The organism is Pseudoalteromonas sp. S3178 (assembly GCF_005886985.1).
Taxonomy (GTDB): Bacteria; Pseudomonadota; Gammaproteobacteria; order Enterobacterales; family Alteromonadaceae; genus Pseudoalteromonas; species Pseudoalteromonas carrageenovora.
The window spans coordinates 49218-62659 of the sequence record NZ_PNCW01000032.1 but is presented as its reverse complement, the minus strand read 5'-3'; the positions used below and the strand labels follow the sequence as shown (position 1 = coordinate 62659).

The following is a 13442-nucleotide window of genomic DNA, read 5'->3' as shown; positions in this document are numbered from 1 at the left end:
GTTTATCGCCCCTAGGCAGAATCCGAAGGGCAGCGCATGTTTGGCATTTATGCTGCGTTATCGCCTATTTATGTGGAATAACCACACTTCATAAGCTCTGCCTTGCCTTAAAACCAAACATACTGCTGCAAATTCAACTATCAAAGATCAACACGCTCTAATACAATTCAAAAGATCATTTTGTGCTCTACTAAAGAATATCCCGTCGTATTTTTATTAGCATTTGTACTTAATAAAAAATAACGTGAAAATTCACTCTCATTCATCGGTGTTACTTTTTTATTCGAAAGCAGCGTCGCTAATTGCGATGTTGTATTGCTGTGCCCCATAACAACCACTACCCCATTAAGTTTAAGCAGTTCTTTTTTAAAAGCAGGTAACTCTCCTGCATCGTAAGTACTAATTTTCTCATTAAAATACTCACTCAATGGTCTTGCACTTTGAAGTGTTCGTTTGTAATTACTACTGTAAATGTGAACCTTTTTATATTTTTTGAATAAAGTGACCAAGTGACTAGCACGTAATTTTCCGGCATCAGAAAGCGCTGGGTTTTTACCTGCTAACTTTTCACTATGACGAAATAAATATATTTCATCAGGTACTGCAAACACTAAGGAGCTATTAAATAAGGTAACTAAAGAAATTACACCCGTAAGTAAAATAATTTTATATTTCATATTTTTTCACCTCGTTTATATTCAAGCACTCGGTCAATAAACTCAGTAGTTAGCTCGTTAATCACCCCGGTTTCAGCATTAACTATTAAGCTAAAACCAATATTTAAATGAGGGAATACAACTACATCACTTCTGTAGCCCTGTACCCAACCACTATGATAATAAAGCGTTTCTTTTGCGTAATCGTAAACCCGCCAGCCCAACCCGTAATACGCATTATTTACGTGTTTTTTCCATACTCGGCGATATCTTTCTTTTTTTGTATAAGTATAAGGGCGAGTTTGTTTTGCAAGAGCGTCTAAAGATAATACATCTGGGTATGAGCCTAGCTGTGCTTTTAACCAAATAGCCATATCGCTAGCGCTGGCGTTTACACCTGCTGCGGGACCAACCTTATAATAGTTTTTTTTAAGCTTGGCGCTATACCAACGCTTTGTCCCTCTGACGTGCGGTAATGCAAAGTTTTTATCTTCAACCATAGCTTCAAAACCTAAGCTTGCATCACTCATTTTTAAAGGGTCGAAAATAGCTTCTCTTAACCACTGTGCATAATTTTTATGAGTGCTTTGTAATATCACATCATCAATGAGACTAAACATGACATTTTGATAGCCGTAGCACTCTCCTGGTTTACAAATAGGCTTTACTGTAAGCAGTTTTTGTACGATATCGGGGTAATCCATTCGAGATTCAATTAAGTTATCGTAAGCATTTGGCACTAACCCACTAGAATGACTAAGTAAATGGAACACCTTTAAATCGTCTTTATAAACGGTATTTTTAAAATCGCTTAAATAGTCACTTACTGGTTTATCTAATTCAAGCAGCCCCTCATTTGCAAGCTTAGCCGATAAGGAACCTGCAAATGTTTTAGACACTGACGCAAGTCTAAATCGAGTGTGTTTATTAACCTTTTGGCCATTACGTATTTTTGTAACACCCATAGTATGAATATAATCCGCATTATTTATATTAACGATAGAAAGAGCGGCACCAGGTATGCCTTTGTTCTTTAATTTTTTTTGTGCATAGCGACCATACTTTTTTACAAATGCATCCCAGTTAGGGTCTGCTTTTGCTGAAAAACTCACAGCACTAAACAGTAAACACAAAGCAGATAGGCAATATAATAAAGGGTTGAGATACTTCATTTTTTACAATTTTTATCTTTTTAACTACATCTGCGTAGATAATATCATGAAGTTTTGTTTCGACTAACGTACAATACGACGAATATTTGGCTTTTAGTGAGTGTTTTGTACTTATGCGTTTTTTAGTTGTATCACTTTTTATTTTATTATCAACTGGTTGTGCTCTTACTCAGCAACCGGCCGAACCTTTAGTTATGCCAGTAAAGCCAACATTAAAAAGTCAAACCTATCAACTTGAGTACACCACCGAGCATGCTTCGCCAAAAGTTAAGTCTGTTCAGCTACCTGCGCACAAGGTACTAAGAAACCAAACAGTTAAAATTATTACCGACAAAGCAAGTGTAACCGATAAGCTTTTATCGCAAATTAGCCAAGCACTTAACGACAAACAATTAAAAGTTACAACTAAAAATAATAGCGACTACACACTTACTATCCAGCAGTTAGACTTAACATTCACTGACGATACTAAATACGCTATAAAGCAACCTGAAAACCCATTTCCTATTTATACAAAAATTGCTCAACAATACCCAACTCAGCAGTGCGCTGCAATATTTGCCCAAGTTAGCATGCGACTAACACACAAAGCGTCGGGTGATGTTGTATGGTTTGCTAAATCATCAATAGACAGTGCAAGTTTTCATCGTGAGCCATTAGTTTATAGTTTTAGTGAAGAGCAAAAGATTACTAATGAGCTTGAAATTGCTTCGTTTATCCATCAGCAAAATACTGATGAAGCGCGTATAGCAAGGCTTGGAAAAGATATACAGATACCCCAGTACAAAACTCTTTCTAAGTTATCGAGTCTTACTAAATTAAGCGGCCCGTGTAATAGAACAGAAGTAAGCGCATTAACACCTATGATGCAGTTTTACCTAAGCAGTATATTAATCGATAAAATTAAAGTGCAGTAGATTTTAGCCAGCTTACACTTACTACATTTTTTTACAGATTAAAGGAACGCCTTAACAATATACTACGCTTAATAACAAATAATAATTAGGCCCCTAGGGATGAGAAACGCTTTGCTTAATCATACTTTTTTGAGCATCACATTGCTTTTTTGCTGCATATTTAGCACATCGAGTATGGCAAGTAATCGCTATTATGCCGATAACACGCTAGAACCAACTCAAGGTTTTGCGTGGGACTGGAGTGCAGGCGCTGGCTTTTATATTGAAGACTCTTACCTTGTTGGGATTGAGTCTTACGATAAAGGCGTCGAACTTGACCTCAGCCTTGCTATTTCTTACGACAGATTTTACCTCGATTTTGATCATAACCAGCTAAGCGGCGGTCTTGTTATAGGCTACAGCCTTATCGATAAATTTGATTGGGGCCTAGATATTTTAGGCACCAATACTCAAGCCGGGTTTGACGAAAAAGGCCTTGGCTTTTATAACAATGGCGTTATAAAAGAGCTGCAAGGGATAAAAAAGCGTAATTACGATTTTGACGTAGGTCTTAGATTAACCCGCAGATTTGAAAACTCGCAATTCTCCTTTGAATACCTTCATGATGTATCGGGTGCCCACAATGGCTGGGTCATAAACAGCTTTTTTAGCCAAATATTACCATGGCGAAATTGGGAATTTAGATCAGGGGTGGGTATTAGCGCCTACTCCGCTGACTTTACTAATTACTATTTTGGTATTGATAGCGATGAAGCCACCAGCCTTCGCCCTATATATAACAGTAATGCCAGCACCAGTATTATGTTTGAGTTTCATGCAGAATACCCCTTGAGCCGCGACTGGGTATTTTTAGCGGGTTGGCTCACTACATGGTTTTCAAAAGAAATCGACGACAGCCCTATTATTTCCCAAGGATATCAACATAAAGCCAAGGTAGGCCTACGTTATGTATTTTAGATGGATCTGTGTATTACTGATCTTCCCAAGCCCTTGGCTTTTAAAAGCACAAGAGCCACCAGAAGCACTGATAGCATTGCCCGATACCTGCGTTGCGCTGCGCGAAGGGCGTAATTGCTATGCTGATGTTACACTCACGTGGGAGCAACCTGTAATTGGTAATTACTGTCTGCGTGATGCAACATCAAAGTACATAATGCAATGTTGGCTCAAACAGCAAAGCGGCACTTTTAATTATGCTTTTGACTCACAACAAAGCATTTCATTTGAACTATTTGATAGCAATACAGCTAAAGTCATCAGCACAGCAGAAGTGAAGCTACAATGGGTTTATCAAAACAGACAAAAAAAACGTCGCTGGCGACTATTTTAATACCACTTGTTCTAAGGATATTTTATGGATAACTACGGCACCATTTTACTTGTTGAAGACGATGTATCGCTTGCCCAGTGGGTAGCTGAGTATTTAACAGAGCAAGGCTACACTACTCATGTTTGTCATCGGGGTGACGAAGTTGTTAGCCAAGTAAAAACATTGAACCCTAATATAGTGCTGCTTGATATTATGCTTCCAGGACAAGATGGTATTAGTGTTTGCAGAGAGCTTCGCAGTTTTTATAACGCACCTATTATAATGCTCACCGCCCGCGATGAAGAAATGGATGAAGTCATAGGCCTCGAAGTCGGTGCAAGCGATTACATAATGAAACCTGTTCGCCCGCGTGCCTTATTAGCACGAATTAAAGCCGCGCTGCGTCAAAACAATGAACCTAATACGCCACAGGTTAACGAAAGCCTTATTCAAGTCGGCGCGCTTAGTATTAATACCGAATCAAGAAATGTAACCCTTAATGAGCAAGATATAAACATATCAAGCGCCGAGTATTTATTACTACATTACCTAGCAAGTAATGCAGGCCAAGTTGTATCACGCGATGCTGTATTTAAAGCAACTAAAGGCAGGGAGTACGACGGACTTGACAGAAGTGTTGATGTGCTTATATCTGCGCTTCGTAAAAAATTTAATGATGACTCACAAAACCCAGAAAAAATAAAAACTATTTGGGGCCGCGGCTATTTACTTGTTTCTACTGCGTGGTAATAAAGTGATAAATAAATGAAAAAGTTTTATATATCACTCCTAGGCAGTGCGCTGTTATCTATTGTGGTTTTAGGCTGGCTTATTGATGCATTTAGCCAGCGCGCACATACGCCTCAAGATGAGTTTAGCCAACAAAGTAAAATGATTACTGGTTTTAGTAAGCAGCTCGCCAACATTCCTACACCAGAGCGCAGCAGCTATGTAAAACAACTTGCCCAAGAGTTTGATATTTTAATTGATTACAAACCTAACGAGTCGTTAGCCTTACCGCCATCACTATTATTACAAATGCACACCCCTGATGGTCTGATTTTAGAAGATCAGCAAGGCTTTTATATGCTTTATAGCAGTGAAATACTAAATCCTTTTCATTTATCTATGCGCTTAGATAAACACTCTGATGGCGAGCAACGTAATGACATAATGCTAACACTGCTATTTTATGCAGGCTTGTGTGTATTTATGGGCTTTATTATTGCCCCTTTAGCAAAACGTTTAACTGTATTAAACGAAGCTGCCAAAAAATTTGCATCCGGTAACGTTCAAGCCCGTATAAAAGTGTCGCACTTTACTTATATAAAAGATGTTGAGCTCACCTTTAATCGCATGGCGAGTCAGATAGAAAAGCTCGTCGCCGAAAATAAATTAATGGCCTCAAGCTTATCTCACGATATACGCACTCCTATAGCCTGCCTTCGATTTGGATTAGATGCCGCGCTTGATAGCCATGATGAGCATAAAATAAAGCAATATTTAGCACGTATGGAAAACGATTTGGATCATATGGAGTCTATGCTGAGCAGTTATTTAGCGTTTGCAACACTTGAGCAAAATGCTAATAAACTGACCTACTCTTCAACAAATATTAAACTATACCTTGAAGATATTTTAGTGCAGCTTGCGCCAAAGCTTGAGTCGCAAATGTTAAGTGTGCAGCTTAACAGTAGCGGCGATTTTATAAGTGCCGATCTTCATTGGCTTGCACGTGCCATTACAAACTTATTAACGAATGCCTGTGATTTTGCGAGTCAATATATTTACTTAAGCGCAAAATTACACGAGCAACAACTTATAATTACCGTAGAAGATGATGGGCCGGGAATCGCCCGTGAAAACTTTAATAATGTATTTAGCCCATTTTTTAGAGAAGAAGATCACCGCAATAGAGCCGATAAAAGTTATGGTCTTGGTTTGGCCATAGTTGCCAAAGTAGCTGATTGGCATCACGGTAATGTTAAAGTTACTAAAAGTAATCAACTAGGAGGGGCTTGTTTTACCCTCACTATTGCTCAGCATTACAACCCGTAAAGCAATAGTTACAGAGCAAAGTTAACAATTATTAAACAAAATCAACTCGTTATTTTAAACGACTCGATAACAATAAATAAAACTGATGGTTAATACATACACTCGACTTATTAAATTGTGCTAAATCAGCAAATAAGCACTTTTTATTTATTTACATTTCCAGTAGATTGTCAGCGCCGTCACACAATAGAGAAGTACAATAATATGAGCGCAGTTAGAGGCGAGTTTAGCTCTCGCTTTGGTTTTATTATGGCCGCCGCCGGTTCTGCCGTTGGTTTGGGCAACATATGGGGATTCCCAACACAAACAGCAAGTAATGGCGGTGCTGCATTTTTAGTCGCTTATTTAGTACTTGCTTTCTTTTTGGCCTACCCTGCCTTAATGGCAGAGCTGATGATCGGCCGTCACGGTCAAGCTAATGCAGTGTCATCACTTAAAAAAATATCGAGTAAACCTTGGCAAAAGCGTTTTGCTTTTACTGTTGGTTTTGGTGGTATTTTATGTGCAGGCTTTATTTTAAGTTTTTACGCTATTGTTGCAGGCTGGATGCTCAGTGCTACCGCTGAACCCATAGCTACTTTGGTCGGCGCCGACACAGCATCGACATGGCTAAGCGAGCAGTCACTTACTAGAAACATTATATTTACTCTAGTATTTATTGCTTTGACTGTCGCTATTATCAGTCGAGGCGTAGAAAACGGCATCGAAAAATGGTCAAAACGATTAATGCCCGCCCTGTTAGGTATTTTATTTGCACTTATTGCCTATGTAATGACACAAGATGGCGCTATGGAAGGTTTAAAAGCGTATTTGGTTCCAGACTTTTCATCTATTTTTGACGCACAACTTCTCGTAAGTGCACTTGGCCAAGCCTTCTTCTCGTTATCGCTAGGCACTAGTGTAATGATTATTTATGGCTCATATATTAGCAAAAAAGAGAACCTAGTTTCTTTAGGTGCTTATGTAACGCTTATTGATGTATTTATCGCTTTTGTTGCAGGCTTACTGATCATTCCAGCCATGTATGTAGCACAAGCACAAGGTGTTGAAATATTCTCTGCATCAACAGGTAAACTACTCTCTGAAGATACATTAGTATTTCAAGTACTCCCCGCTTTATTTGACGGTATGGGCGGCGTAGGTTTATTTGTAGGCTTTGCATTTTTTGCGTTAATGAGTATTGCCGCATTAACCTCATCTATTTCAATGTTAGAAGCACCTGTGTCATACACTGTTGAGCGCTTTGCGATGAAACGCGTTCAAGCAACTTGGTTAATTGGCGCACTCATTGCAATTGTTAGTATTACTATTGTTTGCAACCTTGGTAGCTTATTTGGTTTAGTGATCACCTTAACGACTAAAGTAGCACAGCCATTGCTTGGCCTAATGTGCTGTATTTTTGTTGGTTGGATTTGGTATAGAGGCTCACTACTTAAAGCAATTCAAGAAGGTAACCCAGAGGTCCATAACACTTTATTTTGGAAAGTATGGCCTTGGTACACTAAGTTTGTATGCCCACTGGCCATTGGCATGGTGTTTTTACACTCTTTGCTAAGCTAAGCTTAAAATATAAAAGCTCACATGTGTGAGCTTTTATATGTGTACTGATTTATGACACTTTTAAAATCATATCTTGATGGGCAATACCGTCTTCTAAGTATTCATTTCCATAATCTTCAAAACCAAGAGAGCGATAAAACTCAAGTAAGTAAGTTTGAGCGCCAATATAAATATCACGCTCAGGCCAGTGCCTCTTACAACAATTTATAGCCTCGTTAACAAGTAGTGTAGCTTGCCCTTTTCCACGTGCACTTTCACTGACAAGTACGCGCCCTATTGCACTGTAGTGTTTATTTTTTTCGTAGCAACGCGCATAGCTCTGTAACTGATCATTATAAAGTGTATATAAGTGCTTAGTATTTGCAGCAATATCTACATCATCTAGCTCGGGATAAGGGCATTGTTGCTCCACTACAAATACATCAATACGCCCACGAATTATTGTAAAAAGAGTACGAGAGTCAAGGGAGTCGAACGGTTCGCATTTAAACGTCATATAAAATCCTATAACAAAAAACCCAGCCTTAGCTGGGTTTTACTAAACTACGCTCTACTATCAAGTAAATAAGCGCTCTAGTTGGTCGCACAACTGCGACAAATTAACATGGTCATGCTCTATAGTTAAATCTACATAACCATCGCTTCTAAAGGCTCTATCAAGCTCTATCAGCACGTGAGTTTTATGTGCCTCAGGAACAAACGACAGCTCAATTTCTTGAAGCCCAAATAAGCTGCGGCTATTTGGTTTGTATTCAAGTTCTTGATAACAGCCTGACAGAGACTGAAAAGTAGATGCACGTAAATGACCCTTTTCAACATCCGCTTTCATCAAGCTAAATCCTAGTTTATCCATTGCCTGCATACATGTTTTAACGGCTTCATTAGGATAAATGTGTAAATGGTCTTTATCGGTCGGATCAAGTGCTAAATCAATATCTAAGCCTGTTTCAATCCATACATGAGATTGGTTGTAACCCGCGTTAATTTCAGTAATTGGTGTTTCAGGGTGAAGGCGAGCTTCAAAAGGAATGCTTTTTACTTCACCAGGCTCAATAGACCCTATGTCTGTAATGCGCCACTGATCGATTACATGATTAGTAAAATAATCGCCATCATCACCGGCCACTTTTACACGGGTCATTAATAATAAATCTAAACCAGCAATCTCTTGGCTTACATCACCCGCTGTAATAACTATTTGCGCGTTAAAAAGCTGACCTGGTTGTAAGTGCTCAGTTTCTAAAATAGTGTCTACTTTCGCAGCACCAATACCCACTGACGCTAAAATCTTTTTAAACATATATTTCTCCTTAAGCTGAGCGACTGTATTTTTTGCTCATGCTTAAACTCCTTCGTTAAAGCATCTTAACCATATTTAAAAGCCAATGTCAGTGAAAAAATGTTATTTACATGCTATTTACGATTAAATACGTGTTTAATGTGCATTTTTTATACGTAACTGAGCAAGTAATTGATTAAACGCGCTCATTTTTAGCACTATTTTTATTTTCAATGGTATAAATTTTTCGTTACACTGCAATCCCAAATGAAGTGATATTAAGAATTATGGAACTAATCTATTTTGCCGCCGCATTTGTATGTGGCTTTGCCGTTTATCAGTTAAAACTTCCTCCACTAATTGGCTTTTTACTGGCTGGTTTTGCTTTAAATTTATCAGGCTACAAAAGTACTGAACTACTGGACACAATTGCGGCACTTGGCGTAACACTTCTTCTTTTTAGTATTGGCTTAAAACTTAAAGTACACAGCTTAGTAAAACCCCAGGTATGGGCGCCTGCGACCTTACATATAATTTTTAGTAGCGCATTATTTAGTGGCTTTATGCTATTACTTGGTGTGTTTGCAGTACCTATGTTTGTTGACTTAAGCTGGCAAAGTGCTTTATTAGTTGGCTTTGCGCTTAGCTTTTCAAGCACTGTTTTTGCAGTAAAAGTGCTTGAAGAGCGCGGAGAAATGGCAAGCTTACACGGTAAAATAGCCATTGGTATTTTAGTAATGCAAGATATTTTCGCGGTTATATTTTTAGCAATAAGCACAGGGAAAGTACCAAATTTATGGGCCATTGCTTTAATAATTGCCTTGCCTTTACTTAGACCCGTAATGTACGGCGTATTAAACCGCTCAAAGCATGGTGAGCTACTACCTTTATTTGGGTTCTTTTTCGCACTCGTTGCTGGCTATCATGCTTTTGAATTTGCAGGCCTAAAAGGCGATTTAGGTGCACTAATAATCGGGATGATGTTTGCCCCGCATAAAAAAGCAGGCGAGTTATCAAAGTCCTTACTCAACTTAAAAGATATATTATTGGTTGGTTTTTTCCTAAGTATTGGCTTAAATGCAGAGCTTACGGGTAATTCTTTAATCGTTGCAATAATACTTATTTTGGTACTACCAATTAAAGCAGGCCTTTATTATGTGTTTACTAATTTATTTAAACTGCGTGCACGCACCTCTTTACTAACTACATTTAGCTTATCTAACTACAGCGAATTTGGCTTAATTGTATGTGCTGTGGCAGCAACTACCGGCATGATCACCTCTGAGTGGCTGGCAGTGATGGCAATTGCAGTGTCTATTACGTTTGTTATCGCTTCGCCTTTGAATAAACGCTCAAACGAGTTGTACGTAAAAATAGAGCATTGGCTATTGAAGTTTGAAAGTAAAACACGTTTGGCCGAAGAGCTACCGGTTAACCTAAATAACACTAAAATAGTTATTTTTGGCATGGGCCGTATAGGTACCGGTGCGTATGAAACAATAAATGCTACGCACCCAAATGTTGTTGCGGGTATTGATATAAAGCCAGAAGTGGTAGATAAACACGTTAAAAGAGGAAGAAATGTACTCATTGCCGATGCAACAGACCCTGATTTTTGGCAACGAGTGAATCACTCACATGTTGAAATGGTTATGCTTGCAATGCCCAAGCATATGCAAAATATTTTTGCATTAGAGCAACTTCAGGCTTCTGGCTACAAAGGCCAAGTTACCGCCATTGCAAACTATCCCGACCAGCAAAAAGAACTCGAAGAAATGGGTGTGCACTCTACTTATAACTTTTACCTAGAGGCTGGTAGTGGTTTTGCTGAACACGTTAAGCAAGAGCTATTTAACGAATAAATCGTGTTTGATAACGCTAACTAATAACAAAGAACGTAGTTCTTTGTTATTAGTTTTAAAATAAAAACCCATTCTATTTACATTCCTTTACAAGCCTACTCACCACAGCAATAAAAAACAGGTAGACTAGCCGTGTTGGTTAAATAAGAACCCATGTTAAAAATAATAACGTAATTAGACTCCAGCTAATTAACGTCTTACAAGGGTTATATTTACCAACATAAATTCTTAAGTCAGAGGGCCTACTCCCTCGCTCAATAGGCTGTTTCTTGCCCGTCACAGCCTATTTTATCTCTCTAAAATCCCTTACACTTAACTACGCATAAATATTTAAGTTATCTATATGGATCCAAAACAACTCAAAATAGCAATCAACACAATAATGCCTTTTGGAAAATATGCAGGACGTCCTTTATTGTTACTACCCGAGCCCTATTTGGTTTGGTTTAAGCAACAAGGATTCCCCGACACAAAACTCGGCAGCCAATTAGCGATGATGTATGAAGTAAAATTAAATGGGCTTGAGCAAATGCTTATGCCATTGCTTGAAAAAAATAAATTAATTGAGAACTTTTTTGAAGGTAGCCGGTCTATTTAATTGCTACTTGTTGATTTTGGTTTTTAACCACAAAAATGCGCCTCTCGGCGCTTTTTTTATGTCTTGAATTTAAGCGGTAAACACACAATAAATTTAGCACCACCTAAGGCAGAGCTTTCTACTTTACACTCACCTTGGTGCCAATGAATAATTTTAGCAACTATAGCAAGCCCTAAGCCAAAACCACCAGTATCCTTTGCTCTGCTTTTATCTAACCGGGTAAAAGGTTTGAATACGTTTTCTCGCTCAGTGGGAGTAATCCCTTCTCCATCGTCTTCAACGATAAGTAAAATATGATTTTTTTCAGTTAAAAGAGAAATCTTAACCTGTGAATACGTATACTTTAAGGCATTTCCTATTAAGTTTTGTAAAGCTCGCGACATGAAGTGGCTATCGCAGTCGTAATTAAATTTATCAGGAAAGTCCGTAGAAAGGTTTATCTGCGTTTCAAAGTTTAGCTTTTCAACAACTGTTTTTATCAAACCCACTAAATCACAATTTACTGGCTTAATGCTTGGTTGCTGTGAGTCTAAGCGTGCGTACTCAAGCATCTCAGAAACTAAAGATTCAAGCTCGCTAATATCGGTTTGCATATTTGCTAGGTACTTCTCACCCTTTTCATTAAGTAGCTGCTCTTGCAGCATAACAATGGCAAACTTTAAACGCGCCAGTGGCGTTCTAAATTCATGCGATACAGAAGAAGTAAGCTCTTGTTGCGCACTAAGTAAAAACTCAATACGCTGCTGCATTACTTTTAATGTATCGGTAATTGGCAAAAAAAATGATTTTGATGTGTCATTTAAGTCAAAGTCTTGTAAGCCTTCAACAGCTTCACAGGCTTTACTTAGTTTTGTAAAATCGCGCCACAATAAAAAGCTCCAAAGCCCTACCGGAATTCCAACAATAACGAGTAATAATAAATAAGGCCAAACAGATGATGCTTCTGGTGTTAAAACACCTACAGGCCCAACCTGCAGTAATGCATTATTGCCAAGCTCTACATACCATACAATACGCTGCTGCTTATCGTACAAGTATAAGTAATGATCTTGTTTAAGTTGTGTTTGTTGCTTTTGAGGAAGTATCAAGTCACGTCTGGCAATAACTTTACTTTCAAAGTTATGCTTGAGCTGTTGAAGACCGTTGGGGGTTTGTGAGAGCAACCAGAGCGATTGCCCAAACTCGTCATCTAATAGAACTTGCTGCTGCGACTCTTCATAGGGCCACAGCTGCTCAATAACACCACTTACAACAAATAATGAAACAATGATATATAAGTATAAGCTGGTAAACAGTTTTCCCATTAAAGCCGATTAACCTTAAATAGTGCTAAAGATCCCACGCATCAGAAACAAATAAATAGCCTTGTCCCCATACAGTTTTTATACGATAAGGCTTATCGCTATTATCGCCTAATTTCTTTCGAATTCGTGATACGCGCACATCAACCGTTCTATCAAGACCATCGTATTGACGTCCTATCATATGCTGATGAACATGTTCTCGGCTCAATACTTCGCCTGCATTTGAGGCAAGTAGCCATAATAGCTCAAACTCATGTGAGGTTAATACTATTTCAGAATCACTTAGCTTTACAATTCGACTGGTTTTATCAATCATTAAATCGCCAAACTGAAGCTCTTCACTTGCTTTTACAACCGGTTGCCCACGACGAAGTAATGCATTAACACGAGCCAAAAGTACACGCGGTTCTGCTGGTTTTATTACATAATCGTCTGCGCCGAGCTCTAAACCAAGTACTTGGTCAAAGTCTTCACCTTTAGCAGTCAGCATTAAAATGGGTAGAGTAAACTTATCTCTTACTTGGCGACAAACGCTAAAGCCATCTTTACCTGGCAGCATTACGTCTAATATCATTAAATCGGGAGTGTTATTTTCTAAGTAGTCAAACACTTCGTCACCACGATCTAATACATCGACTTCTAGGCCATTATGTTCAAGGTAATCTTTTGTTAGCTGCTGTAAACCGAGATCATCTTCAACAAGTAAAATTTTTGGCATTTGTTGCTC

The 13442-nt window shown here is 38.5% G+C and carries 14 protein-coding genes; 8 read left to right on the top strand and 6 right to left on the bottom strand.

The genetic code is table 11. The features are described from left to right. Positions 1-167: 167 nt before the first annotated feature. Positions 168-677, bottom strand: coding sequence for a histidine phosphatase family protein (locus tag CWC11_RS10670; protein ID WP_138682679.1), 510 nt, complete (start codon positions 675-677; stop codon positions 168-170). Next, positions 674-1828: a serine hydrolase domain-containing protein gene (locus CWC11_RS10665; RefSeq protein WP_138682678.1), complete on the bottom strand. Its 1155-nt coding sequence runs from the start codon at positions 1826-1828 to the stop codon at positions 674-676. Before CWC11_RS10665 ends, CWC11_RS10670 begins: the two co-directional genes overlap by 4 nt. A 113-nt stretch (positions 1829-1941) precedes the next feature. Here CWC11_RS10665 and CWC11_RS10660 point away from each other — a divergent pair, with 113 nt between their 5' ends. From CWC11_RS10660 to CWC11_RS10635, 6 genes are all read left to right on the top strand, one after another. Then, positions 1942-2745 carry a hypothetical protein gene (locus CWC11_RS10660; RefSeq protein ID WP_138682677.1) on the top strand — a complete coding sequence of 268 codons (804 nt, stop codon included), beginning with the start codon at positions 1942-1944 and terminating at the stop codon, positions 2743-2745. 99 nt (positions 2746-2844) lie between these two features. Next, complete coding sequence (locus CWC11_RS10655) at positions 2845-3702, top strand: MipA/OmpV family protein (protein WP_138682676.1); 858 nt, start codon at positions 2845-2847, stop codon at positions 3700-3702. Further along, positions 3692-4075, top strand: a complete 384-nt coding sequence (locus CWC11_RS10650; protein ID WP_058548443.1) for a DUF3019 domain-containing protein — start codon at positions 3692-3694, stop codon at positions 4073-4075. Before CWC11_RS10655 ends, CWC11_RS10650 begins: the two co-directional genes overlap by 11 nt. Positions 4076-4099: 24 nt before the next feature. Further along, positions 4100-4804 carry a response regulator gene (locus CWC11_RS10645; RefSeq protein ID WP_138682675.1) on the top strand — a complete coding sequence of 235 codons (705 nt, stop codon included), beginning with the start codon at positions 4100-4102 and terminating at the stop codon, positions 4802-4804. 15 nt (positions 4805-4819) lie between these two features. After that, the gene (locus CWC11_RS10640; RefSeq protein WP_138682674.1) at positions 4820-6112 is read left to right on the top strand and encodes a sensor histidine kinase; all 1293 of its coding nucleotides are present in this window, start codon (positions 4820-4822) and stop codon (positions 6110-6112) included. Positions 6113-6316: 204 nt separating this feature from the next. Next, positions 6317-7672, top strand: a complete 1356-nt coding sequence (locus tag CWC11_RS10635) for a sodium-dependent transporter (protein ID WP_104643054.1) — start codon at positions 6317-6319, stop codon at positions 7670-7672. A gap of 49 nt (positions 7673-7721) precedes the next feature. Here the strand turns inward: CWC11_RS10635 and CWC11_RS10630 are convergent, their stop codons facing one another. Continuing rightward, entirely contained in the window at positions 7722-8168 is a 447-nt protein-coding gene (locus CWC11_RS10630; RefSeq protein ID WP_138682673.1) for a GNAT family N-acetyltransferase, read from the bottom strand. A 60-nt stretch (positions 8169-8228) separates the two neighbouring features. Beyond that, positions 8229-8972 (bottom strand): sporulation protein, encoded by a 744-nt coding sequence (locus CWC11_RS10625; protein WP_104643056.1) that lies wholly within the window; start codon positions 8970-8972, stop codon positions 8229-8231. Positions 8973-9238: 266 nt separating this feature from the next. Between CWC11_RS10625 and CWC11_RS10620 the strand changes: the two genes are divergently transcribed. Both CWC11_RS10620 and CWC11_RS10615 read left to right on the top strand, forming a co-directional pair. Beyond that, complete coding sequence (locus CWC11_RS10620; protein ID WP_058548722.1) at positions 9239-10813, top strand: cation:proton antiporter domain-containing protein; 1575 nt, start codon at positions 9239-9241, stop codon at positions 10811-10813. 343 nt (positions 10814-11156) lie between these two features. Continuing rightward, entirely contained in the window at positions 11157-11411 is a 255-nt protein-coding gene (locus tag CWC11_RS10615) for a DUF3820 family protein (protein ID WP_138682672.1), read from the top strand. A gap of 56 nt (positions 11412-11467) precedes the next feature. Here CWC11_RS10615 and CWC11_RS10610 read toward each other — a convergent pair whose 3' ends face one another. Further along, entirely contained in the window at positions 11468-12715 is a 1248-nt protein-coding gene (locus CWC11_RS10610) for an ATP-binding protein (protein ID WP_138682671.1), read from the bottom strand. Between the two features lie 25 nt (positions 12716-12740). Then, positions 12741-13433: a response regulator gene (locus tag CWC11_RS10605; protein WP_138682670.1), complete on the bottom strand. Its 693-nt coding sequence runs from the start codon at positions 13431-13433 to the stop codon at positions 12741-12743. Positions 13434-13442 lie beyond the last annotated feature (9 nt).

Coding starts and splice junctions, on each gene's coding strand:
- CWC11_RS10670 (WP_138682679.1), bottom strand. CDS start 677: ATGAAATATAAAATTATTTTACTTACGGGTGTAATTTCTTTAGTTACC.
- CWC11_RS10650 (WP_058548443.1), top strand. CDS start 3,692: ATGTATTTTAGATGGATCTGTGTATTACTGATCTTCCCAAGCCCTTGG.
- CWC11_RS10665 (WP_138682678.1), bottom strand. CDS start 1,828: ATGAAGTATCTCAACCCTTTATTATATTGCCTATCTGCTTTGTGTTTA.
- CWC11_RS10660 (WP_138682677.1), top strand. CDS start 1,942: ATGCGTTTTTTAGTTGTATCACTTTTTATTTTATTATCAACTGGTTGT.
- CWC11_RS10635 (WP_104643054.1), top strand. CDS start 6,317: ATGAGCGCAGTTAGAGGCGAGTTTAGCTCTCGCTTTGGTTTTATTATG.
- CWC11_RS10655 (WP_138682676.1), top strand. CDS start 2,845: ATGAGAAACGCTTTGCTTAATCATACTTTTTTGAGCATCACATTGCTT.
- CWC11_RS10625 (WP_104643056.1), bottom strand. CDS start 8,972: ATGTTTAAAAAGATTTTAGCGTCAGTGGGTATTGGTGCTGCGAAAGTA.
- CWC11_RS10610 (WP_138682671.1), bottom strand. CDS start 12,715: ATGGGAAAACTGTTTACCAGCTTATACTTATATATCATTGTTTCATTA.
- CWC11_RS10640 (WP_138682674.1), top strand. CDS start 4,820: ATGAAAAAGTTTTATATATCACTCCTAGGCAGTGCGCTGTTATCTATT.
- CWC11_RS10620 (WP_058548722.1), top strand. CDS start 9,239: ATGGAACTAATCTATTTTGCCGCCGCATTTGTATGTGGCTTTGCCGTT.
- CWC11_RS10630 (WP_138682673.1), bottom strand. CDS start 8,168: ATGACGTTTAAATGCGAACCGTTCGACTCCCTTGACTCTCGTACTCTT.
- CWC11_RS10615 (WP_138682672.1), top strand. CDS start 11,157: ATGGATCCAAAACAACTCAAAATAGCAATCAACACAATAATGCCTTTT.
- CWC11_RS10645 (WP_138682675.1), top strand. CDS start 4,100: ATGGATAACTACGGCACCATTTTACTTGTTGAAGACGATGTATCGCTT.
- CWC11_RS10605 (WP_138682670.1), bottom strand. CDS start 13,433: ATGCCAAAAATTTTACTTGTTGAAGATGATCTCGGTTTACAGCAGCTA.